This window comes from Mesorhizobium sp. SEMIA396, from assembly GCF_024518615.1.
Classification (GTDB): domain Bacteria; phylum Pseudomonadota; class Alphaproteobacteria; order Rhizobiales; family Rhizobiaceae; genus Mesorhizobium.
In genome coordinates this window covers 19386-42154 of record NZ_JANIFC010000016.1, presented here as the reverse complement: position 1 = coordinate 42154, position 22769 = coordinate 19386, and the positions used below count along the sequence as shown (strand labels likewise).

Here is a 22769-nt window from a genome sequence, read left to right as displayed (position 1 = left end):
ATGTTCGATTGGCTGATCGTGGGCGCGGGGTTTGCCGGCAGCGTGCTTGCTGAAAGGATAGCCTCCCAGCGTCATGAAAGCGTTCTCCTGGTCGACCGCCGCAGCCATGTCGGCGGCAACGCCTACGATTGCTACAATGAAGCCGGCATCCTCATCCATCGTTACGGGCCCCATATTTTTCACACCAACAGCCAGTCGATCGTGGACTACCTCTCGCAGTTCACCCAATGGCGCACATACGAGCACAGGGTTCTGGCGGCGGTTGACGGGAAACTGCTTCCCATCCCGATCAATCTCGACACGATAAACCGCCTTTATGGCCTCGAGTTGAATTCCGCACAGTTGGAGGAGTTCTTCGCATCGCGGCGCGAGACGGTAGAGGACGTGCGAACGGCCGAGGATGTTGTCGTCAGCACCGTGGGACGCGAGCTCTACGAGAAGTTCTTCCGTGGTTATACAAGGAAGCAATGGGGCGTCGATCCGAACCAGCTGAGCAAATCAGTGACGGCACGAGTGCCGACCAGGACCAACCGCGATGATCGCTATTTCAGCGACAGCTTCCAGAAGATGCCTGCCGGTGGATACACGAGGATGTTCGAGCGCATGCTCGGTCACCCGAACATCAAGGTCATGCTGCAGACCGACTTCCGCGAAATTCGTGACAAGATACCCTTCAACCGCCTGATCTATACCGGCCCGATCGACGAATATTTCGGCTGGCAGCTAGGGCGTCTTCCTTATCGTTCGCTCCGTTTCGAGCACGTCACACTCGACCAAGAGCAGTTTCAGCCGGTTGCCGTCGTCAACTACCCCCAGACGGAAGATTACACCCGCATCACCGAATACAAACATTTGACCGGCCAACGGAGCGTGCGGACCAGCCTGACATACGAATATCCCACCGATATCGGGGACCCGTACTATCCGGTGCCGCGGGCCGAAAACGAAGAGCTCTACAAGCGCTACGAAGCGCTCGCCGCAACCTGTCCCGACGTGTGGTTTGTCGGCCGCCTGGCAACCTACCGCTACTACAACATGGATCAGGTGGTCGGGCAGGCCCTGGCAACCTTCGCACGCATTCAAAAGAGCGTCCCGGAATGGGCGGGCGTGGGGAATGCGTCGTTGGCCGAAGGGGCGCTGTAGCTCCCCCACCTGGACCCGGGAGCATCGGCGCGGGGCCGACAGGCGCTCGCGCAGTCCCTCGTGCAGCTCATGTATTTAACGCGTCGGGTTCGCCGCGAACAAAGCTTGCTGGCGGGCCAATTCGTCCGCGACGGGCTTGTGGACGTGTCGGCTGCCGTCCGCCTGGACGACTGAAAACAATCCCACCTCCGCATGCCGCGAATTGTCCCAGCCCGGATAGGCGGTTACCGGGTAAAGGCAAATACCTTCGATCGGGGCTTTGAGGCTTTCTGCGGCACGCACCTCGTCGCAGACATAGTGGAGCCAAGCCGGCCCGCCAGACCCCTCGGAGCCGGTCTCGGCGATGAACATAGGCTTGCTGTATCGATGCGCGACTTCGATCAGCATCTCCGATAGGGCACGGTACTCGTGATGCCCCATCGGAATCGTCGGCCCGTTTAGGTACCACTGATTGTGTGGATAAAAATTCAAGCCAACGACGTCGACGACATCTTCGCTCCCACCCAGCTCAGGTTCGGCCCGGCCCAGCAGCATGTCGTAAGCTTCGAACTGTCCCTGACGGGCATTTTCGGCCCGGCGCCGTTCGGTGCGGGTCCGGTCGCGAGGAGCGATGTGGATAAGCGGCTCGGCCCAGACAAATCTGCAAGCGGGATCGACCTCCCGCATCGCGCGAACGCCGGCTATTGCTGCTTTCACGAGGTGCCGCTTGAACCATCCCCGCCTCTTCGGGCCGACGCGGGGGAAATAGCCGACCTCAACAGCCCAGGCGAAAAACGAAATTTCGTTGATCGGGCACAACAGAGGCGCTGTACCGGCGATTGAACGATGAACCCTCACAGCTTCCGCGGCGAACGAGGCATAGGCATCGATGAAATGCATCGATCCCTGATCAACATGGTCGGGAGATCCGTAGTGGAAGATGTCCCAGATGATCCGGACACCTGCCGATTGCGCTGCTTCGACCATCGGCGTCCAGCTTGACCAGTCATAGGTTCCAGGAGCGGTTTCGATGAGGTGCCAGCGCAAGCCGTCGCGGATGGTACGAAGACCGAGTTCGGCGCAACTGCGGTAGTCGCCCAGGGCATGCAAATAATGCGACGTCGCGCGGATAAGATCGAGGCGAACGCCGTCCTTGCGCCGGTGCGACGAGCACTCGAAGCCAGCCATGAAAAAACTGGCGAACGGCGACGTGCCCGCAATCGAAGTCACCTCATTGCCTGCGCTGTGTCCTGCTTCGCTCATGCGAAGTCTCCTTAGGGCATTTGGGCTCAATCTCGGCTGCCGAATGCAGATCGGGAACAGCCATAGCAATCCGGCAGCCGTCTCTCATCCGTCAGGCTGCACATTAGTCTTGTGCTTAACGGGATGGTACCAAACCGGATGGTCGAGCCTTTGTTCCCGATCGAACCCACCGGAGGCCAGACAGCAGCCAGGGAAGAAGCTGGCAAGGGAAGTCGGGGGGCGAGGCACACAGCCGTCATCGGATCATCCACCGCTCCGACGAAGGCAAGGAACAGTACGTTCAAATTCGACTTTCCGACATCGATCATGCCAGGCGAGAGGATCGCAGCGACGTCGCCTGGAGTATCTCAGGAGCCGCTCCGCCGATCTTTCCCGGTAAAGCCCGTCATTCGCTTCAAGCGGGAACATTGGTTGCCTCAGCAAGTTTGATCGCCATAGCAATGGCCGCAGCGGGCGGGCGCACAGATGAGACATCTGGTCAAAGATATCCTGATCGAGATCGCTGAAATGCTTCCGGCCATCACTCAAAAGGGCGAAAATTCGGCCGAAGCACTGCCCGTCCATGCGCCGAACTTCCCCCACGATCTGGAGCCGGTGATCAGGGCAGACCCTTCCTACCAAGTGCCATCGCAACGCACCGACGATCGGCATGAATCAGTCGCAGTCCCGAGCAAGCCGCAAGCTCTATGGAGGGATATGGTGCCGGCTGTGACGATCGTACCTTTGCCAGTCACTGTAGATGAAGGCGCGGTCAACGCTCACGCCTCCGACGGGCAGCATGCACGGCGTCGAGTGCCGAGCGAACGGCTTCAACGTTTGAGGCGTGAGGCTGGGCTCACGGCCTGAAGATCCAGCGGCCGTTGGGCCTGCGCCTCTTTATCGCGCATCGCTTCGGCGCCAACATGAACTTTGCTCACACCCAGTACGCTTCTAACCTAGCACTGCAATTGCACTGGTTCTTTTCAGCACCGCCGCGTTGGTGATCGCTATCTTTGACTATGCTGATTTGCGGCTCTTGGCCTTTGGCCGGTCTTGGCCGATGCCTTCCTTGGCGAGGCTCTTTCGGAGAACCGAGGCCAGGTCGACCACGTTCTCCTTGGGTTTCGGCGCTGGTTTCGGCGGTTTTTTGCCCTTGCGCTTGGCGTCGATCATGGCAATCAACGCATCCTCGTAGGTGTCCTCGAATTTCGAAGGATCGAACTTTGTTACTTTCTTGTCGATGAGAAGCCCCGCGATTTCGAGCAGATCCGCATCGTATTTTGGGCTTTTCACGTCATTGAAGACGGTGTCTTCCGATGTCATCTCATTGTGGGTCCGTAGCTCGGTCAGCAACATCCCTTTTCCAAGGGGCTGTATCAATACTTCGCGCCCGCGCTGATAAAGTACGACGCAGGAGCGTGCCGCAACGCGCTTCTTGGCCATCGCATCGCGCAGGACGGCAAAGGCCTCCAGAGAGGCACCGTCTGCCGGGATCAAGTAGTATGGCTTCTCCAGAAAGCGTGTGTCGATTTCGGCAACCGGAACGAAGGAATCGATGTCAAGTGTATGCTGCGACGTCAGTTTCAGTTTCTTTATCTCGTCCGGCTCGACGTGAATGAAATCACCCTTGTCCGCCTCATACCCTTTGATCTGATCCTCGGCTTCGACAACATCGCCGGTCTCTTCATCGACATAAGCGCTTTTGACGGGTAAACCGTCCTTGCGGTTCAAAATCTTGAAGTGGATCTTGGATGCCTCACTTGTGGCACCAACTATCTTCACCCCGCATGACACGGAACCGACCCTCAGAAAGCCCTTCCACACAGCGCGTGGCGCAACCATGCCGTTTCTCCTAGACCTCGATCTCGGCACAACGTCAGGCACACGGTTCTGTTCCGCGACGTGCGCCGGCGTCTTTCCACCCGATCGCAGGAGCAGACGTTGCTTTCACAAGCACACGAGGTGCTCAAGGGTGCTTCAAATGCATCGGAGCTCTGGCTCAGTGCGACAAAAAGCGTTCGCGTAAGGGAGTCGGCAGGATCAAGCGGACCAAGCTCGGGTTGAGTGACCGTGCCGACCTTAACTGGACACAAGCGTGGGCCGAATGACCTGACGCATACGCTACCGGCATAAGGGGAATGCTACAATTAAGCCTGGAGGACTTGTTGTGAACATGGCGCAATTTATACCCGAGTTGCAACGGTAATCACGTTCCCGGACCGAATAGTATCACGGCGAAGCCGTGCTACTCTGGCGTCCCAAGCCCTGCCAACTATTCCCCGTAGGTCATCGGCCGATTCCTCCAAGACATAGCAACTCAGTCGACATTCCGCCCGCAGGATCTCCCCTTGCGCAGAAAGCTCCTTGTGCTGGCGAATAAGATCATCCAGGCGGTCCAGATAAGGTGCGCGGCTCATCAGCCTTCACCCCGCAGCATCTCTTCGAAAGTAGCTTCATCGAAGTAGGCTCCGGAGTGCTGGAACAGCCACATCAGACGGGCGCTCAGTGCCTCGGCCTCGACGCTGCCTTCTGCTAGCGCACGCTCTTTGCAGGCCCGCTGAAACACCTGCTGTAGGAGGGCGAGTTCTTCGGGATTTGCAACGCCGATGGTAGCGGGAGCGGTCATGGCTTCCTCCGTTGGGGCGGAAGCATGTTCTTCGCTCACAGCCGGCGGTGCCCTGAAACTACCGCCGATGAGAGTAGACTACGCTCATATTGGCGAGAGTCGATTGAATAATAATTTAGTCACGACAGGCAGGAGCATTCTAATGCCGCTCTTTCAAAAATCGGGCTTCACGAAGCAGCGAATTCCAATCCGTGCCGATAAGCTTGATCAGACCGCGCGCATCCGGCTCCGAAATGCCGACTTCTTCAGACAAACGTCGGGCAAGCAATTGCTCATTGCCCTTCTTCACACGGCCGTCGCCATCCTTTTTCATTGGTTCCTCCTTGGGAAGCCAACTTACGGAATGACCTTTCGTTTCATGGAATAAGAAAAAAGCCCGCCGTCCCATTAGCGGCAGCGGCGGGCCGTCCCTGGGATAATGGGACTCGCTGGGGTGTTGGTTTCCCCTGCTGTCGCGGGCGGTGCAAAGCAGGTGCCACCTGGGGTGAACCAACACGGCACACCTCGCGGGCGACTCGCCGCGAAACGACAAGACCTTGGTCTGGTATCGACCCCCCGTGCCGACCTAGCACGACGGGCGTTCGAGAGCGGCTACACCCTGAGAGTCGACCCCTTTGCATCAATCTGGAACAGGGCAACAGTTCCAAGACACGTCAGCAGCCTTCCGTGGTCTTTTTCATCTGGCCAGGAGCAGCCGAGTTAGCATCGGTATCCTGTTGACCTGGCGCGGCCTGCTTGGCGCTGCCAGTTTGTTGACCTGGAGCGCAGTCCTTGGCGGAGTTCGAGTTAGAGTTCGTTCCACTCGTGGTGGTCGAATCCGTTCCCTGATCGGTCGTAGTGCTCGGCATTGTCTGGGTCGTCGAGGTCGACGATCCGCCTGTGGTCGTGGTGGTCGATTGCGCAACAGCGAGGCCAGTTGACAGTACCATAATGGCTGAAGCCAAAAGAACCTGTTTCATGATCAACTCCATATTGGAATGTCCCTTCGGTACCGAACTTCGCTGCGAAAAGACGGTTCCAAGAAAAATTCGCAATCGCACGCACCTCACGTTTGGACGGGCCCGCACCACTTGCGCGCGTCGGGGCGAGCGTCAGCGGGTAAGCGACCTAGGCCTTGGATCGACCTTTCTTGAATGATTGCGAAGCCTTGGCTTCGGCAGCAAAGCGTTGTTCTCGAAGTCGCGCAGTTTTTGTATCTCGCGCCTCTCTCTCGGCCGCGTTAGCAATCTTTGCCTCACGGTCTGCGCGCTCCAATCGGTCTTTGTCGACGCTTCGCCGGGACACATTGGCCTCCTACCAGAAGACCGTTGAATTTACAGTTTGCTAAAATGTTCCCCGCGATACGGCATGTTCCACGCAATGTGGCGGACTTCCCGGCTCTTCCGGGGAACCAGCAATGCAAAAGCCCGCTACCGGGAGGCAGGGGCCTTGAGAGACAGGCAACTTGGAGAAGGGCCGGCCCCAACAAGCTTCCTTTTGTAGTACCAATTAGTGCCGCCTTTAGTCAGTCGGCCCCGAGCTGAGGGGCGATGAGCTGGGCGAAGCCCTCACCGCCGACAGTCGCTCACGCTTGTCAAAATGAGCCTCCTGATAGGTCTTCTTCATTCGCTATCTCCCTTCGGCTACCGCATAATCACATACCGCGTTGCCTCGGTTTGGGTGCGTGTCAATCGCAAGCCAAACGCGAGATGGCTAAGGGATTATCACCCCTTTCTCGCCTGCCGCTTTCTTTCTTGTGGCTTGTGCGGAATTCTGGCGGGCTCAACGGAGCTGGAGCCCCTGATGTGACGTCAAAAATTCGAACCCAGCCTATGTCATAGGTTAATGCGCGGCTCGGGCGGCTCCCTTAAGGGTGCGGCATATTCACGTCGGGAGCGTTGCCGCACCCCAAGCGAGCAACCGAACGGGGCCTCAACCCTCTGGCGCTGGGCACTGAGGTCCCGGCCAAGGTCCTGGGTGCGTTCGCGTCTTGAGTTCCCAACTGCCGACCATCAGTCCGGCGCCTCTTTACGGCTACTCGGAACTTTTGAAGCGAATGCAAGTTCGATAATCAACATCAGCTAGGTAGCCAATTTGTCACCCACCTCATCCTTGGATGTCCTTATTCGCAAGCTCCAGAGCATCTCGGATCTCCGAGAGGGCGATATCGAGGTTTTGAAAGGCATCCAGATTCAGGAGAAGGATTTTTTGGCCAACTACGACCTGGTGCGTGAGGGTGACCGCCCTGTCAATTCGTTCGTGGTTTTGGATGGCCTGCTCGGTTCAACCAAACTTACCGGCGATGGCAAACGGCAGATTACATCCTTCTTTGTGGCTGGAGATATTCCCGATCTGCACGGACTGCATCTGTCGGTCATGGATTGCAATTTTACGACCCTGACAGCAGCCAGACTCGGCTTCATGCGACATGACGCTCTTCGCACCATTTGCGAACAGCATCCTCGAATCGCGACGGCTTTTTGGCGGTCGACGCTGATCGATGCAGCGATTTACAGAGAATGGGTAACGAATGTGGGAAGACGCGAGGCATACACGCGCATGGCTCACATCTTGTGCGAACTGATCTTTCGCTTGCGCTCGGTTGGACGCATTCAGGATCACGTCGCGGATCTTCCGATTACCCAGGCAGCACTTGGCGATGCATTGGGCTTGTCTACAGTCCACGTCAACCGAATGCTTCAGGAACTTCGACGTAGGGGCCTCATCGCCACGACGGGGTCAAGAGTGCATGCTCTTGATTGGCCCGGCCTCACTCGTGCAGGTGATTTCGACACGACCTACCTGCACCAAAGGACCCCCGCAGCTTAGTGGTGACGGAAGCTCTCGGATGGCACGATTTTTCTTTGATAGTGGCGATCACGATGTGGTCATCGAGGACGAAATCGGCATCGAATGTGCCGGTCTGGAGGAGGTGCGCCGCGCGGGCTTCGAGGGCCTTATCGACCTTACGAGAGATGTGCTTACCGAGGTGGACGGGCAGCAAGTATTTGTTGAAGTGCGGAACGAAAACGGCGACAGGATTCTGCGGCTGAGCATCTCGCTTCAGATCAAGTTGATGAGATAACGTGCCTGACTTGCTACGTCAGAATGCTGCCGAGTGCCGGCACATCGAATGGCATGAGCGGCGAGGAACGCCGCGTGATCGGACTATCGCCCGAAGACGCCGCCATTTCGACCGACGAACAAGTTCGGGTTCTCCCACACGAAGAAATCGGCAATTCACAGTCTCATACATGGCCCATCCAACCGATTTTTTATCGGTGTCGCGTATTTTTGTATGAAGTTCTGGAACGCGCATTCTCAGCGCTCGTTCATGTTGTCTCAGCAGTGGGTGGGTGTCGACGTGCAAAGAAAAGCGAATGAAGCAAGCCGGGTTGCGAAAGGCCAGGAGCTTGAGGTCGAACATCTTGTCGAGGTCACGGAAATTGACCCCGAGCAGGCCCGAACGCTGCTTCGCAAGCATGGAGCCGATTGGCCGAAGCTCAAAGACGAGGCGGAAGCTCTGAAGAAGGAAGACTAGTCGTCACCTTCCCAGCGGTTGGCGAGAAAGCTGTTCCAGCTCATCCTCATCCGTGATTCCCGCCTGGTAGTAAGCCAGAATGCGTGATGCGCGCCGTTCCCTCTGTTGCGGTTTCGTTTTTAATTTTGCTGCGTGCAAAGACGCGACTGAGCAGGGCAAGTTCTGATGGGGTGAAGGCGTCTCTATGCATCGCATCTCAGCTCCCGTGCGCCACCGTCTCTAGAGGGGGCCGAGGCGGGCTGAAGCTGTGGTTGCAGCCTCTGACGCCGGCCAGCAAGAGATCGCAGAACGGGTCGTCCGGCGCGCGCTAACGCTAGACAAGAAAGAATGTTCCGCGCGTTTTTCGGACACTAAACAAAAAGGCCCAGCCCGAGCCAGCAACGGCCTTTTACCGGTCTACGTGTGATCTCCTTCAACCATATCCGGAAAGCCTCTTCCTTGACGGGAATTTCTGGGCTTGCTGTGCGTTTAAAGTTGAGAATGGCAGTTATGATCTTGGACAGAAAGAATGGCTTGGCGCGCCGAGTTGCCAGAGCCACGAAAGCCCGCCCCAGACAAAGCCGAGACGGGCCGAAGCTGCATCGACAGCCTCGAGGCCCAGACAATGAGAAAGGATTGTAGGCCTGCAGCCAAACCTCTTACCGCAGGGAATGTTCCGCGGCTGTAAACTGTCGGTGGGAGTATCATGACCTTTCGGGATCGACATTCTCGGCCAGTTACGGCAACTCCTTGTCGGCCGTCGAGATGTTGGCACGCGCCATCAAGGCAGCCAAGAGCTCGATCAGCCGCGTGGTCTTCATGTTCGTTGAGAAGGCTGATCCGCAAATCCAGTCCGCTCGGCGCTCTCAAGCTCTCTATGGGCATGCGACGCGGCAATGGCAGCCTGTCCAAAAGCGACGGCTATCTGGTTCAACGCTTTGACAACGTCACCAATGGCGTACATGCCTTGGATGGAAGTCTGCTGATGCTCGTCGACTGTGACATAGCCCTCTTCACAACATCTTGCGCCTACCACCTCGGCGAGTTGAGAATGTACCTTGCACCCCAGTGCCAGATAAATGGCATCGAAGCGGGATGACGTCCCATCTTTCAAAATCGCCTCGCAACCGTCTGCTGTCGGGCAGAGTGTGTCGAGAGCGTCACCGATGACTATGCCTCTTGCCCTCGCGGCACGACGAGTGCTGGGCGAAAAGTCGGATGCGTCGCTTCCAAGCACCGTTATAAGTGGTGTAAACCGACTGAGGAAAATAGCCTCTTTAAAGGCTCTCTCGTCGTGCCCGACGACCGCAATCTTCTGGTCGATCGCCTCATACCCGTCGCATACAGGGCAGAGTCGAACCACACCTGCGGCAATTGCTTCGCGTAGACGCGGAATGACAGGTGTCGTGTCGGTGATCCCTGTCGCCATAAACACCTTGCGTGTCCGGATTGCGCCGATCGAGGTCTCAGCGACGAACCCCCGATAGGCAGGGGCGAGGGAGTAGACCTGCCCCTCAACCAGAGTGGCTCCATACAAGGTGGCGTGACGTCGAAGGCGATCCAGAATATCGGCTCCACTTATCCCTTCGGGAAAGCCAGGACAGTTATGGCTCGTTGGGATCAAGGCGGCACGAGGATCGCCGGCATCGATCACCAGCACGCGATGGCGAAAACGCGCAAGATATTGAGCGGCGGTCAATCCCGCCGGCCCGCCTCCAACGATCAGGACATCTTCGGTCTCGGCGGTCGGTCGGCTGACGTGGCTGTTGTGCATAGTGCGGCGCGTTAACGGCGAACGATTTCGTTCGTGCGATGTTCAAAGGGCGGTCTCGGGACATCTGACTCGATGGCAACAGCGTAGAAATCAGGCTTCAACCCGATCGCAAGACGCCAGGCTCCTCTGTTTCCTTGAGCTCTTCCGTATCCTTGGGCGCGGCGACCAGATCCTGGAATCCGAGAGTAGCGACGAGATAGCCTGCCTCATCATAAACCTTCGTCACCCAACTGGTCGGGTCCACGCCATCGACAATTCCGTCGAGCATGGCCTCCTTGGCAGCGCGCTTGGCCTCTCTGATAGCCTCGTCTCGATCAGCCATATCGGCAAAGATTGCTGGCTGCGACATGCCTTCGATAAACTCGAAGCGAAATTTCGGCATCGGTTGCTCCAGTCACGTGCCAGCGGATCGGCCATTTCTGGCAGGTTTGATGGTCAACGCGGCGGTGTCGAAAAGGATGCAGCGGGTGGTGTGCGCATCACCATCTACCGTCAGGCAGCGTTGCTGCCTGCCATCTCCCAATCGTCCCGCCAACGTGCTCGCACGGCAATCATCAGCGTGGCCGCTTCGGTCATTCCTGTTTGGAATAGCCTGATCAGCTCTCTGGCCACGGCATAGGCGGCCGCCGTGTCAGGCAAAATAGCAAATTCCTGGCACAGCGCGTCAAATGCCGCGCGAAGGATGTTCAGGTCACTGGGGTAGAGAGCGTCCGTGTGCATGCGGATGGTTCGATTAAGCATCAGGCTCCTCCGAATGGGCGAGAGTGCGATCGTCGCTCCCAAGCAGCGAAACCCGTTACACAGCCGCTGACCACGGCTTTATGCGGGGCAGCCCACCAATTGTCATTAAACTATGATGCACTCGGCCGGTGTTCATGCATGAAAATCGCCATATGGCCCATTCATCGCTTAACCTTCGCGCAAGGATGTTGATGGCGAAGCCCTATACTCCAACGCCTATAACTCTTCGCGACTGGCCGCATTATTTAGTCCGACCAAACCGCGGGCAAAATGGGGCAACTCACGAGATCGTTCATGCTGCTGACACTCATGCTGAACAACGTGACATAGACGAAGTTGCCGAAGGAAGCAGAAGAGCACCCGCGTCGGACACAGGAGATGGTGTCGGACAGCTCACCATGGCATCGCGCAACAATATGCCAGCCGTCATCATCGGCGGCTCGGTCCTTGTGCGGCGCAAGCTCAGAACAGCAAAACGTCCACCAACTCGTAACCGGCGCGATTGATGGGGAACAACGTGCAGCGGAACTTACCAAGCGACTGCTTGCCTTTTTCTCGCCAGCAATCGCTGGGGCCGAAGCGGCCGAATCCGAATCGCCACGTCTCCGATATGAGCGAATTGCTGAACCCACCGCTGCGAGACTATCCAAATCGAGACCGTGCTCGCTGCGAGACCATGACATGTGAAGGTCGATGCAGGACACCTGGAAAACGCGCGCTGCTCAACTGTACCTTTTGTTGAATCACGGCGGGGCGGTATGATGCCTCGTGGGAACCAGGGGCACTGCCGCGAGTTCTTTGGAATGGCAAATCATTCGGTCACAAGCGTGCTTACCTCAATTGGCACATTGACCTCCCGTCCCGCTGCATTCCTGGTCTTGTTGGCTTACGCCATCCTTTGGATGATCTTCGAGCGACAGAGCTTGGATTGGCACGGAGCCGCAACATTGTTTACTTGGGCGATGACGCTGTTCATCCAGCGCGCGGAGCACCGCGACACTCAAGCGATCCACGCCAAGCTTGACGAGATTCTGCGGTCAGATCACGCGGCTTCAAACATCACGCGGATCGATGATGAAGAGCCCGAGGAGATCGAAAAGCATCGCCATCGCCAGCAGCGGGGCGATTGACGTGCAGCCTCTCGGTTCCGTGGCGTCAGGCGCCCGCAAGAAGACCTCCGGCATTGAGCTTTGGCGAAAGGTGCTCATCTATCTGGCCATCGCCACCATGACCAGCCTGCTCACGGTGTTGATCATAAATCTTACTCCAGAGCCGCGCGTTCTACGATCAATCGTTCCCCATCGTTTCGACGCTACGGATCCCCAATTTTCCAAGACGATGAGCAGCTATTCGCAAGGGCAGATGTTCGATTCCAATGCGGTCCAAACTCTCATCAACGGAGACGAAATATTTCCGTCAATGCTGCAAGCAATCGGGGCGGCTCGATCCAGCGTCGACATGGAAACATATATTTATTGGTCAGGAGCCATCGGCTACGAGTTCGCGATCGCATTGGCGGCGAAGGCCAGCGAAGGCGTGGAAGTCCGTGTGAACGTCGACTGGGTTGGCAGCCTTCCCTTCGACGAGGACTTGATCCACATCATGACCACTGCCGGTGTGAGATTCGAACGCTATCGGCCTTTACGCTGGTATACGTTGGACCGAGTAAACAACCGAACCCATCGCAAACTGCTGATCGTCGATGGCCGGATAGCATTCACTGGCGGCGTCGGCATTGCCGATAATTGGCGCGGGAACGCACGCAACTCGAATGAATGGCGCGACACGCACTACCGGATCGAAGGACCCGCCGTGTCCGCATTCCAAGCGGCGTTCGCGGAAAACTGGCTTGAGACGACCGGCGAGACATTGCAGGGCGGGAAGTTCTACCCTGCAGTTGCGCCCGCTGGTGGGATCGATGCCCAGTTGATACTTTCTTCGCAGCCAAACGGCTCGGAGAACATGGAGTTGATGATGTTGGCAGCAATAGCCGCGGCCAAGGATCATCTGCGCATCGGCATGGCCTACTTCGTGCCCGACGACATAGCCCTGCAGCAGATTCTTGATGCAAGGAAGCGAGGCGTCTCGGTCGATGTCATCGTTCCCAATTGGCTGACGGATGTGCCCATAGTGCGAAAGGGTTCACGTTATTTCTGGGGCGAATTGCTCAAAGCCGGTGTGCGCATTTTTGAGTTTCAACCCACAATGTACCACCCGAAGCTCTTGATCGTCGATGAGGTCTGGGTGAGCGTTGGCTCGGCCAATTTGGATGAGCGTTCCCTGCGCCTCAATGACGAGGCCACCCTGAACGTCTACGGCATGGAATTCGCGCGAACGCAAATAGACATCTTCAACGAGGACCTGAAACGATCAAGGCCAGTCAGTCTGGAAGAATGGCAAGCGCGTCCACTAAGCGAAAAGGTCACCGACTACTTTGCCAGCAGGCTACGCTCGCAGCTCTAACGATGGCGAGGTTCCAGAGATGCAGAAGTCTCCGCGAGATCGCGCGGCATCGTACGCTTAAGACGCTCGCCAAGTCGCCATCGAACGCTGAGCCGTGGATCGTGGAATGACGGTGAGAGAGACTAGCCGACCGCCAAGACCGGCCTTTTTCGCAGCCGCGCCCGCATGACGACCAGCAGAACCGTTTCGTCTTTCATGCCACTCTGGAATAATTTTATGAGCTCGGCCGCAATCTGCTCGGCGTTGTAAGAGATCAGTTGAATCTCTGCTTCCCCGCAAAGCTTCTTGAGGACCGATTCCAGCAATCTCAACCCTTCAGGATAGATAGGTTGATCACTGGCGGTGTCGTAGGTCATGTACGCCCCTTTGACTCGACTTAAATCAAGGCCGCAGATGCTGGGCGGCGAGCCCATGCATGACTCGTTTCTGGGAAGAGGTCATTAACTTATGCAAGTTCGAACATGGCGCCGGATTCACCAACTGCAGGGGGATGAACCAACAAAGGGCAGCATGTGTACGGATCGAGCTGGAGCAAGTCGTGAAAGCCCCTGCCGCCAGGCCTGTTAAGTCCGGACGGTGTTCCTGCATGGTGCTGCAGGCGAGCGAGAGAGCCTAAAAGAATTCAATCACCTTACGGCTTCTCTTTTTGAGAGCCGGGATGGGTTTGCGATGCATTCGCGGCTGCGCCGGCGGTGATTTCACCGGATGCTGTGCAAGCCTTGCTTGTCTCAGCCGCGCCGTCTTCTCGGCGCGTTCGGCTCGTTCAGCGTCCAGCATCTCTTGGCTGATACGTTTGGCGCGGTCGTATCTTTCCTTGTCGTGATTGCGAGTCACGGACACCTCCTAGCCAGCAACAAAAATCCTGCGAACCTTTTTGGTGACACGCGGCTTGCGTTGGCTGGGACCGGGCGTGATGGCTTGTGCGAGGCGAGCCTCCTTCAACCGCGCCGTCTTGGCGGCGCGCTCAGCACGTTCCTTGTCGATAATGAGTGCTGCAGCGGATGTGGTATTCTCGTTGCGACCGTCATGATTGATCCGCGGCATCTCAGTGCCTCGCCCCGATTCTTGTCGCCCGTAGTGCCATTTTGCACCTGCGTCCCGCCCTAAACTGGTCTATTGCCGCTTTGAGTGACGTTTCGGTTGCATGTTCCGGTTTCTCGCCCGGCTGGTTGTCGTTGGCAGCTTGTGTCATGGCCATCTTGGTTCTCCTAGGGGGCCGAACTTCGATATGACACAAGTGTTCCAAGGCAACTCGCAAGCTGCAGGGCTATTTTCGATGTAAGGAACGCGCGGATGCTAAGTGTGATCGGAGCACTGTGATAGGGGGCCGTAGCTGGAACTATGAGAGCACAGATAGCGTCGGCGCCTGAACATGAACGGCGGCCTTCTCCCCTCTCGCAAAGAGCCTGGTGTCGACGATGAACTTTTCTCGCGACGCGATCGTTCACACTTTGCTGGAGCAAGGGACCCCACGGAAACGTTATAAGCTCGGTATTGCATAGAATTCGGCCCTAGGGTCGTTGAACCACTACCGGGGGTCTCTGCAGTCAACCTACAGGCAGCCGCAGGTCAAAACGAGGAGCACGGTTCCAAGCGCATACGGAACCAGAAGCAAGCCTATCGTCACCCAGAAAGCTGGCTCTGCCAAGGCGGCCATGTCCTTGCGAAACTGCTCCATAGGACTACCCCGGCAACTTCGACAAACGAATAGAGCTAATCTGGTAAAGCCTACGGCCCACTTTTGGCATCTTCGACCTCCAGCGCATCCATGAGGGCTGTCGCATCGCTGGGTTGGCCATCGGCGCCACCCTGCACGTCACTTCGGGCGTTCTTTAGCGCTTGCTCGATCGCATGTTCAATGTTTCCGAGCTCGTCCTCACGCACCTCGCGACCATAACCGGCCGCTTCGGCGTCCTGCTCGAATTGCTGGGCCAGCACGGCGAAGCTCACATCCTCTTTGCCAGCAAGAGTGCCGACATTCTCCTGCAGCCAGGTTTCAAAAAACTCTTTGGTCGCGTTCACCGGATAACTCCTCCGCCGGATTAAGCGCGGCGGTTCCGCCACGCCTTCACTTTCCCATGGGGTATGCTCATGGTGGGCTTGGCTGATGATCCCGATAATTCGTCTGCGCGGCGACAACTCGTCAGACGATCGCTCGAAATTCCACGATCGAAGCCTGGTCTCGGCTGACGAAAATTCCCATCATCTGCATAGGAACCTCCTTCGACTGTAGCGGGCAGCCGAAACTCAACAGCTCGGCCGTCTAATCCTTGACATATGCCCCAGGCTGACGACCGCCTCTGGGCGCCTTGGCGTCTTTCGAATGCTCGGCCATCGCAGGGCCTGCTCCGGAGACTTTCTCTGCGGCCGGTGACGGTGTCGCCGGCTTAGACGAGGTCCGGCTGTCCGATTTTTCGGGGCGTGGTGATATGCCAGCTGAAGAATTGTCTGAAGAAGTCATGGCTCGTTTCCTTAGCTGCGAAACTTCCTTACCAACCTCCGAAATGCCCTGACGTTCCATTGCGATCCCTTCGTGCGATAAGATCTCCGCAGGTGAACATGCCTCGACCCTGGAGCGCATCAGCTACGGGTAGATTTCGCAAGTGAACCGTAAAATGCCAAGCCGCTCGGGAGAGATACAGCATAGCCCTACATGGCAGCGCGGGCATCAGAATACGAGCCGACGCGAAACAGAGATCCATCCGTCGCCGAACCCGCGACAGGCAGCAGGTCCGGTCATTTCTGCAGAAATGCGTTTGCCAGCTGAGACACAGCGGCAGTGCCCGCACCGCGATATTCTCTCCTGGTGCCAAGAGCCTGATTGCAGCGCCGACCAGCAAGGCTCGCGATACAGGCTGACTCCGCGGTTCAACCGATGAGGAACAATATCTCCCTTTGAAAGTTCTGGCCGACCCATGACGGAGATATGAAATGTCAGAATCGCGCGAATGGCTTGTCCAATGGCTCAGGGATGCTCACGCCATGGAAGAGCAGGCCGAGACCATGTTGAATGGGCAGTTGAACCGAATTGAGAACTATCCTGAGCTCAGCGAACGGATTCGCCAGCACGTCCAGGAGACCAGGCAGCAGGCTGCTCGGCTGGAAACCTGTCTCGACCGCATCGGACAAGGATCTTCCACACTGAAGGATGCCGGCGGCAAGCTGACGGCAATGGCGCAGTCGCTCAGCGGTGTCTTCGCCGGTGACGAAGTGATGAAAGGATCGCTTGCAAGCTACACGTTCGAGCACATGGAAATCGCCTCCTACACAATCCTTATCGCCGCTGCCAAATCGCTGCGTGAAGCAGAGGTCGCCCAGGTCTGCGAAGAGAACCTGCGTGAGGAAGTCGCAATGGCGGACTGGTTGAAAAGCCATATTCCAACGACAACCGAGCAGTTCCTGGCGCGGGCCGACTCGGAGAGTGAAAACGCCAAGCGTTGATCAGCCGGTAGCGTATCGCTAAACAAGCTCGCGCCTTGCGCCGAAGCTCGGCGCAAGGCGCATCGAGGTAAGCCGTTACCGCTGAAAGGCACTTCAAAGTAGGCAGTGCGTGAGTAAGTTTTCCGATTAGCTCTCCGTGCCGCGATAGTATCCTTGAGGCCAATTGAACTTGAAATTCCGGACGGAATTCTCTGCCATGTGCCGCTCCTTGAGAGCCCGCCGAACTGCCCATCATACGGATGTTGCTATCGCCCACTTTTTGGCGACAGTTCCCCATCCCCAACCATCTCCGCCAGCCGGCTGAGGAAGTCCACCAAAGCAGCTTGCGGCTCGTCGATTTCGCCGACCACGACCGAAATGCCCCAACGTCCAAGCACGGCCTCCTCCACAGGGTTTCGGCTGGTCATGAAGATGAACGAGGGCGGGCGATCTTTCTCATAGCCGGACCGATGCCACGTCTGCCAGAGACGGTGCAGCAGCAACCGAATGTTTGGGTCGGAAAGGCTATAGCCAATGAAGAGGATCGTGCTGCCGAGCGCATCCGAGCGAAAACGCACGTCCAGCGGAGAATTGAAGGAGAGACGATCGAGGTAGTCCGTTTCGGTGAGGACGAGGGACGAATCCTCGTCGAAATCACCATGGAACTTGACGATGTGGGTAATGCCTTGGCGGGCCTGCGCCACATCGCGTGCATTGGCCACTTTCACGTAGTCCCGACCGTATATCTCATAAGCCAGTTCCAGATTCCGATCATAGTTAGTTGTGTAGATGACAGGGAAGTCGAGCCTCACGATGAGACGATGCAACTCGGATTTCTCGATCCGGTCCTTGGGGACGGACCAGTTTCTGTCCATCCAACTGCGAAGTGGCCCGATGCTGCCATGCTTGATGCGATAGTACTCGGCCAGGGTTTGAAAACGATCGCGTCGCGTGGAAAATTCGTCGTCGACGCCGAGCTCCTTTGCCATTCGCTCTATCAGCTTCTCCCAGGAGGGTAATCCAACGCTGATCGAAACCCCTGCCCCAACAAACAGAATTGCGCTGCGATGCCGAATTGCGTTGGCGAGCGAATCTACAGGGTCATCGTTCATCACGTCTTTCGAGGCCACCCGCGCAGGTCGACCTTCCTCCCTCACATCTGGTCGTTATTAGGCTCCTTGGTGATCCCCACCTGCCTGGCCAGCTCGGAAAACGGTGGCACACTCGCTTCGAACTGCTCGGTGTTAGCCAGCCGCAAAAGCCGCAAAGGGAAACACACTGCGTCGCGGTTAGCCGGCGACATATCCTCGAAGAGGCGCTCATCAACCGTGAAGGAGGCTTCCGCGTTTTTCAACGCCGTGTCGATATCATCGACCGAGAGAAGGCCTCTGCGGACCAAGGCGTTATTGACGGCCGCGACCGCCATAAGCAAACCTTCCAATTGCAGGTTGGCGACGTTCATGGGCCATTGTCCTTCATACCATTGGGAGCCCGTCGATAGATAATCCTGCTCCGGAGGCCTTGTGCCGTGCCGGTGATGGAGTTGCCGGCTTGCTAGAGCGTTTCGGCTGCGCGGCGACGCCGGGATTGGCATCTGATGGCGCCCTTGGATCTCCGCTGGGCTGCTGGACAACTCTCCACATGCCTCGAGGTTCCGGATCGCCATGGCAACCTTGCAAAGGCAGAGGCAAGGCTTCTCGCTGTCCTACCGTCGGGCGCACCAGGTGATCGCGGTTGGGTCTTCAGACTGCGATTCAAAAAGCGCGATGCATGGTTCCTCCGCGAGCTCGAGCCGCCTTCGGCAGTAGATGCCTGCCGCGCCCGCTCGTAGCCAAAAGCAACCGCCGCAAAGCGTTCGGCAACTTTAGAGCTCCGACAGTGCCTCCCAGACGGGCCACATAGAAACGACCAAGCTGATGCCTGCTACAGGTCTCGGGATCTCGTTTATCGGCGACATCAGGCAGCGGCGCTCCGCAGGTCAGCAGATCCGATGGATGGGAACAACCCGGCACCGTGATGGTTCGGTGGCATCAAAAGGTGATAGAGAACGATGTGAAAAGCTTAAACAGCACACAGAAGCCACAGATCGTGAAAAGGCGATCGAAGCTCTCTACTTTGCGCGCAAGTGCGGCCTCACCAAGGAAGAGGCACTCAAGATGCTCAGGGAAGCCCAAATCAGGATCGATGATGGACCCAAAAGCCGCTCCGGCAACCGAACTTAAAAGCGATCGTCGAGCGCTCATCTCAGCCAGCGGCGGCGCATGATCTTCTTCACCTCCGACACGCATTTCAACGATCCCCGCATTCTGCGGCTCGACCCCCGCCCCTTCAGTTCATTGGTGGCGCACGACCAGGCACTGACTGAACTTTGGAACGAGACTGTTGCTCCAAATGACGAGGTTTGGCACCTCGGCGACTTCGCCAAGGGATCGGCCGAGACAGTGTCTTCGCTGCTGTCCTGCCTCCACGGCACCAAACACCTGATCATCGGCAACAACGACGGCATGGTAACGCTCCGCGCTTCGGCTTGGGCTAGCGTGCAACACTACAAGGAGCTAACTGTCGAGGGCAGTTTCTTGGTTCTTTGCCACTACCCGTTCCGCACCTGGAACAAGATCGGCAAGAAATCGATAAACCTGCACGGCCATTCTCATGGCCGGCTGAAGCCAATGACGCGCCAGCACGACGTCGGCGTCGACGCCTGGGATTTTCGCCCAGTCACCTTTGCTGCCATACAGGCCAGGCGCCGCCGAGATTGAGGTTAGCGCAGCAGATGGCGAACGATCGATGTCTTCACGTGGTGATGCTAGCCGCAAACAGGATTCCAGAATCCTGCCCCTGGAGTATTGCAGCCATGCTGGAACGCACCGCGAGTAAACTGGGACCGAGGAGCGCCCCACCCGTCTGCACAGCCGTGGGACGGCGCCGACCCCCGTCGTCAACACGGCGCTCCACTGGCGCCCCAATCGTTCATCCACCTCGCTTGAAACGAGCTTCAATCGCCGTCCTTGGCGACCTCAGTGCCACATTCTCTCTCTAAGCCACTTAAGAAACCTGTTCCCTCCGATTGACCGGCGGACTCTGGCGGCAGCCCACTGCCCTCTGAACGTGGTTCCGACATGGCAACTGCAGACGATGTCGTGCAACTCCCCGTCAGACAGTTCGAAGAAGCGCTTTGCTGCCCCATAGGTGTCATCCTTCAGGCCTAACGCACGCAGTAGCGGGTCCTCGAAGGCCACTGTAATTGGCGAGCCCTCACCGCGCGCTGCGTCGCGAGCTTCCCGCTTCAGATGCTCAGTGCCGGTAAGCGCTGTCAGGCGTCGCTCGGGATGTTGTTCCAGCAATTCTGCCCAGCGCTCAATGCGCTGTTGCCGGGTCATGATCGGGTATGTCGACAGGGGTTCTACTTCTGCAATTGTCTGCAGTTGGCTTAAAGTTTGGTGTTCCATCGTCGGCTCCTTTGGTCGAAGTCCCTTCCCCTCAAAAATTATCGCGCGCCGACGCGCTGACAAGAGCTGGTAAGGCGGCCACTTGCCCGACAATGATTGCGAAACAGCGCATTGCTCCGCCGGCGCGCGAAACGATATCCCATGCCAAATCAGACCGAAGCCGTTCAGAACGAACAGCTCGCCACCCGCCTACAACAACAAATTAAATTAGTAATGCCTTATGGAACTTTGAGGCTGGCGTTTCATTTGATCGGCATGGAGGCCTCTGTAATCCAAAGTGCCGGGATGAGAGCGAACGTGTCGCTGCGCTACTCGCTGGTTCTGCCGATATACAACGAGGAACAAGTGCTGCCTCGTCTGATCGAGCGGATCAGGTTGCTAATCCACCAGCTGGACGGTGAGACAGAGGCTATTTTCGTCGATGACGGAAGCCGCGATGGCAGCGTCACTTACCTTCGGCGTGTGGTCGCCGCCGAGCCTCGTTTTCGGCTGATCGAGCTTTCCCGCAATTTTGGGCACCAGATAGCAATCACAGCCGGTATGGACGCCGCCCAGGGGGATGCCGTCATCGTCATGGATGCCGATCTCCAAGACCCACCCGAGGTGGTTCTCGATCTGGTGGCGAAGTGGAAGGAAGGTTTCGAAATTGTCTATGCCCGGCGCGTTAAACGCGAGGGCGAATCCTGGTTCAAGCGCTTCACGGCAAGTCTCTTCTATCGCTTGCTGGAAAGGATGACGACCGTTGACATTCCGCGCGACGTTGGAGATTTCCGGTTGGTCGGTCCGAAAGCGCTGAGAACTTTCAGGCAGATGCCCGAACAGGATCGCTTCGTCAGGGGCATGTTTGGCTGGATGGGGTTCAAGCAGGCGTCGGTGTCTTTCGAGCGCCCGGCACGAGCCCATGGCCAGACCAAATACCCATTCTGGAAGATGGTGCATCTTGCTGTGCACGCCATCGTCAGTTTCTCGGAGCAGCCGCTGCGCCTGGCGCTCTGGGGTGGCTTGGCCATTTCTGCGCTGGCCGTAGCCTTTGGTGCCTACGCCATCTACGCCTGGGCCTTTGAAACCGGCATTGTTGCCGGCTGGACATCCACCGTGATGATCGTGTCGCTCCTGTGCGGCATCAACCTCTTCATGACCGGCGTGGTCGGATTGTATGTCGGCAGCATCCACGCCGAAGTAAAACGGCGCCCGCTTTACGTGATCGATCGCCTCACCGGCTTCGACCGGCCGATGTCTGCCGTCCCGGGCAAGAGCCGCCGCTCGCCTCGAAAATCCCGGATTGGAGTCCCGGCCAATGTCCGAACCCTTCGACAGCTATAGATTCAATTATGGTGAGACGGTCCAGGGATCGATCCGCTTTTCAGGGCTTAAGCACGACTTCTTTCTCATGGCGAAGGCCGAGTTGCTGCGACGCGTTGTGATCGAGCGGGGGCTTCGTCATGCCGGCTCGGAAGTACGGGTGCTTGATGTCGGCTGCGGCGTAGGTGTGCTCCATCCCTATCTCAAAGGCGCCTTCGAGTGCCTGGACGGCTGTGACATCTCGCAGGAATCGATCCTGCGTGCGAGGCAGGAAAATCCGAGCGTCACATACAGGGCCTGCACCAGCCTGAACCTGCCATACGACAATGGGGTCTTTGATCTGGCCTTCGCCAGCTGCGTCGTCCATCATGTACCGCCAGCTTCCTGGCTCGGGTTCATGCGCGAGATGCGGCGCGTCGTGCGCCCGGGCGGTGTCGCCTGCATCATCGAGCACAATCCCTATAACCCGCTGACGCGTCTGGCTGTGTTCCGGTGTCCCTTCGACCATGACGCGGTGCTGCTCAGCGCAGCCAAAACAGCGTCCCTCCTTCAAGAAGCAGGCTTCAGCAACATCCGATCCGAGCACTTCCTGCTGCTGCCGTCGGGCAGGTCCTTGGCCCGAAAAGTCGAACGCGCGCTCGCCCCCCTGCCGCTGGGGGCACAGTATGCGTGTAGTGCGCATGCATGAGCATCGGCCTGCCGGCGACGACTCCCTGAAGCTACTGGCACGCTTCGGCCTGGTCGGCATCGCTGCCACACTTCTGTATGCCGCTTTGGTTGCTGCTTTTTCCAAATCGGAGTGGCTCGGTTTAACGCCCATCCATGCCTCGCTTGGGGCATATGCCGCAGCCACCCTGTTTTCGTATCTGGCTCACAAATCCCTGACGTTCGTGTCGGGCCGATCGCATCGAACTGAAGCTCCGCGTTTTCTCCTGCTGGGGGCAACAGGCTTGGCCATTGCCTATGGGGCGCCGGCGTTGCTGACGGTAAAGCTGGGCTTGCCGCTCATCATTCCCGTGCTGATTACGTGCTTGCTTGTCCCCGGCATCAATTTCTTCGTGCTTGACCGGTGGGTTTTTGCCGGACGCATTCCCGGTCGGCACGGCAATCGCTCCCGCCAGAGGCAATAAT

The 22769-nt window shown here is 57.6% G+C and carries 29 protein-coding genes; 14 read left to right on the top strand and 15 right to left on the bottom strand.

Features of this window, described 5'->3' with window-relative positions; translation table 11 throughout:
* Entirely contained in the window at positions 1–1143 is a 1143-nt protein-coding gene (gene glf, locus NP503_RS29775) for a UDP-galactopyranose mutase (RefSeq protein ID WP_127266479.1), read from the top strand.
* 75 nt (positions 1144–1218) lie between these two features.
* On the opposite strand, the gene NP503_RS29770 is transcribed toward glf, so the two are convergent.
* Positions 1219–2385: a beta-glucosidase gene (locus NP503_RS29770; protein ID WP_127266478.1), complete on the bottom strand. Its 1167-nt coding sequence runs from the start codon at positions 2383–2385 to the stop codon at positions 1219–1221.
* 465 nt (positions 2386–2850) lie between these two features.
* Between NP503_RS29770 and NP503_RS29765 the strand changes: the two genes are divergently transcribed.
* Positions 2851–3231, top strand: a complete 381-nt coding sequence (locus tag NP503_RS29765; RefSeq protein WP_164748699.1) for a hypothetical protein — start codon at positions 2851–2853, stop codon at positions 3229–3231.
* A 150-nt stretch (positions 3232–3381) separates the two neighbouring features.
* On the opposite strand, the gene NP503_RS29760 is transcribed toward NP503_RS29765, so the two are convergent.
* From NP503_RS29760 to NP503_RS29745, 4 genes are all read right to left on the bottom strand, one after another.
* Positions 3382–4206, bottom strand: coding sequence for a Ku protein (locus tag NP503_RS29760; protein ID WP_127266477.1), 825 nt, complete (start codon positions 4204–4206; stop codon positions 3382–3384).
* Between the two features lie 574 nt (positions 4207–4780).
* Positions 4781–4990, bottom strand: coding sequence for a hypothetical protein (locus NP503_RS29755; RefSeq protein WP_127266476.1), 210 nt, complete (start codon positions 4988–4990; stop codon positions 4781–4783).
* Positions 4991–5129: 139 nt separating this feature from the next.
* A complete protein-coding gene (locus tag NP503_RS29750) occupies positions 5130–5303 on the bottom strand; it encodes a hypothetical protein (RefSeq protein ID WP_127266475.1) in 174 nt (57 codons plus the stop codon).
* 340 nt (positions 5304–5643) lie between these two features.
* Positions 5644–5949: a hypothetical protein gene (locus tag NP503_RS29745; protein WP_127266474.1), complete on the bottom strand. Its 306-nt coding sequence runs from the start codon at positions 5947–5949 to the stop codon at positions 5644–5646.
* Between the two features lie 1114 nt (positions 5950–7063).
* Between NP503_RS29745 and NP503_RS29740 the strand changes: the two genes are divergently transcribed.
* From NP503_RS29740 to NP503_RS29730, 3 genes are all read left to right on the top strand, one after another.
* A complete protein-coding gene (locus tag NP503_RS29740) occupies positions 7064–7798 on the top strand; it encodes a Crp/Fnr family transcriptional regulator (protein ID WP_127266473.1) in 735 nt (244 codons plus the stop codon).
* Between the two features lie 19 nt (positions 7799–7817).
* Positions 7818–8054: a hypothetical protein gene (locus NP503_RS29735; RefSeq protein WP_127266472.1), complete on the top strand. Its 237-nt coding sequence runs from the start codon at positions 7818–7820 to the stop codon at positions 8052–8054.
* Between the two features lie 213 nt (positions 8055–8267).
* Positions 8268–8510 (top strand): hypothetical protein, encoded by a 243-nt coding sequence (locus NP503_RS29730; protein ID WP_164748697.1) that lies wholly within the window; start codon positions 8268–8270, stop codon positions 8508–8510.
* Between the two features lie 796 nt (positions 8511–9306).
* Here NP503_RS29730 and NP503_RS29725 read toward each other — a convergent pair.
* The 3 genes from NP503_RS29725 to NP503_RS29715 all read right to left on the bottom strand — a co-directional run bounded on the left by NP503_RS29725 (position 9307) and on the right by NP503_RS29715 (position 11004).
* Positions 9307–10263: an NAD(P)/FAD-dependent oxidoreductase gene (locus tag NP503_RS29725; protein ID WP_127266471.1), complete on the bottom strand. Its 957-nt coding sequence runs from the start codon at positions 10261–10263 to the stop codon at positions 9307–9309.
* Positions 10264–10360: 97 nt separating this feature from the next.
* Positions 10361–10645, bottom strand: a complete 285-nt coding sequence (locus NP503_RS29720; RefSeq protein WP_127266470.1) for a hypothetical protein — start codon at positions 10643–10645, stop codon at positions 10361–10363.
* Positions 10646–10755: 110 nt separating this feature from the next.
* Complete coding sequence (locus NP503_RS29715) at positions 10756–11004, bottom strand: hypothetical protein (protein ID WP_127266469.1); 249 nt, start codon at positions 11002–11004, stop codon at positions 10756–10758.
* A 191-nt stretch (positions 11005–11195) separates the two neighbouring features.
* On the opposite strand from NP503_RS29715, the gene NP503_RS29710 reads away from it, so the two are divergent.
* The 3 genes from NP503_RS29710 (at position 11196) to NP503_RS29700 (ending at position 13467) form a co-directional block, all read left to right on the top strand.
* Entirely contained in the window at positions 11196–11510 is a 315-nt protein-coding gene (locus NP503_RS29710) for a hypothetical protein (RefSeq protein ID WP_245456750.1), read from the top strand.
* Positions 11511–11807: 297 nt separating this feature from the next.
* Positions 11808–12134: a low affinity iron permease family protein gene (locus NP503_RS29705; protein ID WP_127266486.1), complete on the top strand. Its 327-nt coding sequence runs from the start codon at positions 11808–11810 to the stop codon at positions 12132–12134.
* Positions 12079–13467, top strand: coding sequence for a phosphatidylserine/phosphatidylglycerophosphate/cardiolipin synthase family protein (locus NP503_RS29700; protein WP_127266487.1), 1389 nt, complete (start codon positions 12079–12081; stop codon positions 13465–13467). Before NP503_RS29705 ends, NP503_RS29700 begins: the two co-directional genes overlap by 56 nt.
* Positions 13468–13589: 122 nt before the next feature.
* Here NP503_RS29700 and NP503_RS29695 read toward each other — a convergent pair whose 3' ends face one another.
* From NP503_RS29695 to NP503_RS29680, 4 genes are all read right to left on the bottom strand, one after another.
* Positions 13590–13823 (bottom strand): hypothetical protein, encoded by a 234-nt coding sequence (locus NP503_RS29695; protein WP_127266468.1) that lies wholly within the window; start codon positions 13821–13823, stop codon positions 13590–13592.
* A gap of 256 nt (positions 13824–14079) precedes the next feature.
* Positions 14080–14301 (bottom strand): hypothetical protein, encoded by a 222-nt coding sequence (locus tag NP503_RS29690; RefSeq protein WP_127266467.1) that lies wholly within the window; start codon positions 14299–14301, stop codon positions 14080–14082.
* Between the two features lie 9 nt (positions 14302–14310).
* Positions 14311–14511 carry a hypothetical protein gene (locus NP503_RS29685; RefSeq protein WP_127266466.1) on the bottom strand — a complete coding sequence of 67 codons (201 nt, stop codon included), beginning with the start codon at positions 14509–14511 and terminating at the stop codon, positions 14311–14313.
* 684 nt (positions 14512–15195) lie between these two features.
* Complete coding sequence (locus tag NP503_RS29680; RefSeq protein WP_127266465.1) at positions 15196–15489, bottom strand: DUF768 domain-containing protein; 294 nt, start codon at positions 15487–15489, stop codon at positions 15196–15198.
* A gap of 909 nt (positions 15490–16398) precedes the next feature.
* Here NP503_RS29680 and NP503_RS29675 point away from each other — a divergent pair.
* Positions 16399–16908 (top strand): ferritin-like domain-containing protein, encoded by a 510-nt coding sequence (locus NP503_RS29675; protein ID WP_127266464.1) that lies wholly within the window; start codon positions 16399–16401, stop codon positions 16906–16908.
* A gap of 245 nt (positions 16909–17153) precedes the next feature.
* On the opposite strand, the gene NP503_RS29670 is transcribed toward NP503_RS29675, so the two are convergent.
* Together NP503_RS29670 and NP503_RS29665 are read right to left on the bottom strand one after the other, a co-directional pair.
* On the bottom strand, positions 17154–17999 hold the full coding sequence (locus NP503_RS29670; RefSeq protein ID WP_127266463.1) for an SIR2 family protein: 846 nt from the start codon (positions 17997–17999) through the stop codon (positions 17154–17156).
* A gap of 41 nt (positions 18000–18040) precedes the next feature.
* The gene (locus tag NP503_RS29665) at positions 18041–18349 is read right to left on the bottom strand and encodes a hypothetical protein (protein ID WP_127266462.1); all 309 of its coding nucleotides are present in this window, start codon (positions 18347–18349) and stop codon (positions 18041–18043) included.
* 454 nt (positions 18350–18803) lie between these two features.
* Here NP503_RS29665 and NP503_RS29660 point away from each other — a divergent pair, with 454 nt between their 5' ends.
* A complete protein-coding gene (locus NP503_RS29660; protein ID WP_236383244.1) occupies positions 18804–19109 on the top strand; it encodes a hypothetical protein in 306 nt (101 codons plus the stop codon).
* A gap of 39 nt (positions 19110–19148) precedes the next feature.
* Complete coding sequence (locus NP503_RS29655) at positions 19149–19646, top strand: metallophosphoesterase family protein (protein ID WP_127266460.1); 498 nt, start codon at positions 19149–19151, stop codon at positions 19644–19646.
* Between the two features lie 258 nt (positions 19647–19904).
* On the opposite strand, the gene NP503_RS29650 is transcribed toward NP503_RS29655, so the two are convergent.
* On the bottom strand, positions 19905–20336 hold the full coding sequence (locus NP503_RS29650; RefSeq protein WP_127266459.1) for a hypothetical protein: 432 nt from the start codon (positions 20334–20336) through the stop codon (positions 19905–19907).
* A 285-nt stretch (positions 20337–20621) separates the two neighbouring features.
* Here NP503_RS29650 and NP503_RS29645 point away from each other — a divergent pair, with 285 nt between their 5' ends.
* Genes NP503_RS29645 through NP503_RS29635 form a run of 3 tightly spaced genes read left to right on the top strand, consistent with a single transcriptional unit; the run spans position 20622 to position 22768 of the window.
* Positions 20622–21659 carry a glycosyltransferase family 2 protein gene (locus tag NP503_RS29645; protein WP_127372400.1) on the top strand — a complete coding sequence of 346 codons (1038 nt, stop codon included), beginning with the start codon at positions 20622–20624 and terminating at the stop codon, positions 21657–21659.
* A complete protein-coding gene (locus NP503_RS29640; RefSeq protein ID WP_127266458.1) occupies positions 21634–22326 on the top strand; it encodes a class I SAM-dependent methyltransferase in 693 nt (230 codons plus the stop codon). Before NP503_RS29645 ends, NP503_RS29640 begins: the two co-directional genes overlap by 26 nt.
* Entirely contained in the window at positions 22304–22768 is a 465-nt protein-coding gene (locus NP503_RS29635; protein ID WP_127266457.1) for a GtrA family protein, read from the top strand. The genes NP503_RS29640 and NP503_RS29635 overlap by 23 nt, the downstream gene beginning before the upstream one ends.
* Position 22769: the final 1 nt, after the last annotated feature.

Coding starts and splice junctions, on each gene's coding strand:
- glf (WP_127266479.1), top strand. CDS start 1: ATGTTCGATTGGCTGATCGTGGGCGCGGGGTTTGCCGGCAGCGTGCTT.
- NP503_RS29770 (WP_127266478.1), bottom strand. CDS start 2,385: ATGAGCGAAGCAGGACACAGCGCAGGCAATGAGGTGACTTCGATTGCG.
- NP503_RS29765 (WP_164748699.1), top strand. CDS start 2,851: ATGAGACATCTGGTCAAAGATATCCTGATCGAGATCGCTGAAATGCTT.
- NP503_RS29760 (WP_127266477.1), bottom strand. CDS start 4,206: ATGGTTGCGCCACGCGCTGTGTGGAAGGGCTTTCTGAGGGTCGGTTCC.
- NP503_RS29755 (WP_127266476.1), bottom strand. CDS start 4,990: ATGACCGCTCCCGCTACCATCGGCGTTGCAAATCCCGAAGAACTCGCC.
- NP503_RS29750 (WP_127266475.1), bottom strand. CDS start 5,303: ATGAAAAAGGATGGCGACGGCCGTGTGAAGAAGGGCAATGAGCAATTG.
- NP503_RS29745 (WP_127266474.1), bottom strand. CDS start 5,949: ATGAAACAGGTTCTTTTGGCTTCAGCCATTATGGTACTGTCAACTGGC.
- NP503_RS29735 (WP_127266472.1), top strand. CDS start 7,818: ATGGCACGATTTTTCTTTGATAGTGGCGATCACGATGTGGTCATCGAG.
- NP503_RS29730 (WP_164748697.1), top strand. CDS start 8,268: ATGAAGTTCTGGAACGCGCATTCTCAGCGCTCGTTCATGTTGTCTCAG.
- NP503_RS29725 (WP_127266471.1), bottom strand. CDS start 10,263: ATGCACAACAGCCACGTCAGCCGACCGACCGCCGAGACCGAAGATGTC.
- NP503_RS29720 (WP_127266470.1), bottom strand. CDS start 10,645: ATGCCGAAATTTCGCTTCGAGTTTATCGAAGGCATGTCGCAGCCAGCA.
- NP503_RS29715 (WP_127266469.1), bottom strand. CDS start 11,004: ATGCTTAATCGAACCATCCGCATGCACACGGACGCTCTCTACCCCAGT.
- NP503_RS29710 (WP_245456750.1), top strand. CDS start 11,196: ATGGCGAAGCCCTATACTCCAACGCCTATAACTCTTCGCGACTGGCCG.
- NP503_RS29705 (WP_127266486.1), top strand. CDS start 11,808: ATGGCAAATCATTCGGTCACAAGCGTGCTTACCTCAATTGGCACATTG.
- NP503_RS29700 (WP_127266487.1), top strand. CDS start 12,079: ATGAAGAGCCCGAGGAGATCGAAAAGCATCGCCATCGCCAGCAGCGGG.
- NP503_RS29695 (WP_127266468.1), bottom strand. CDS start 13,823: ATGACCTACGACACCGCCAGTGATCAACCTATCTATCCTGAAGGGTTG.
- NP503_RS29685 (WP_127266466.1), bottom strand. CDS start 14,511: ATGCCGCGGATCAATCATGACGGTCGCAACGAGAATACCACATCCGCT.
- NP503_RS29675 (WP_127266464.1), top strand. CDS start 16,399: ATGTCAGAATCGCGCGAATGGCTTGTCCAATGGCTCAGGGATGCTCAC.
- NP503_RS29670 (WP_127266463.1), bottom strand. CDS start 17,999: ATGAACGATGACCCTGTAGATTCGCTCGCCAACGCAATTCGGCATCGC.
- NP503_RS29665 (WP_127266462.1), bottom strand. CDS start 18,349: ATGAACGTCGCCAACCTGCAATTGGAAGGTTTGCTTATGGCGGTCGCG.
- NP503_RS29660 (WP_236383244.1), top strand. CDS start 18,804: ATGCCTGCTACAGGTCTCGGGATCTCGTTTATCGGCGACATCAGGCAG.
- NP503_RS29655 (WP_127266460.1), top strand. CDS start 19,149: ATGATCTTCTTCACCTCCGACACGCATTTCAACGATCCCCGCATTCTG.
- NP503_RS29650 (WP_127266459.1), bottom strand. CDS start 20,336: ATGGAACACCAAACTTTAAGCCAACTGCAGACAATTGCAGAAGTAGAA.
- NP503_RS29645 (WP_127372400.1), top strand. CDS start 20,622: ATGAGAGCGAACGTGTCGCTGCGCTACTCGCTGGTTCTGCCGATATAC.
- NP503_RS29640 (WP_127266458.1), top strand. CDS start 21,634: ATGTCCGAACCCTTCGACAGCTATAGATTCAATTATGGTGAGACGGTC.
- NP503_RS29635 (WP_127266457.1), top strand. CDS start 22,304: ATGCGTGTAGTGCGCATGCATGAGCATCGGCCTGCCGGCGACGACTCC.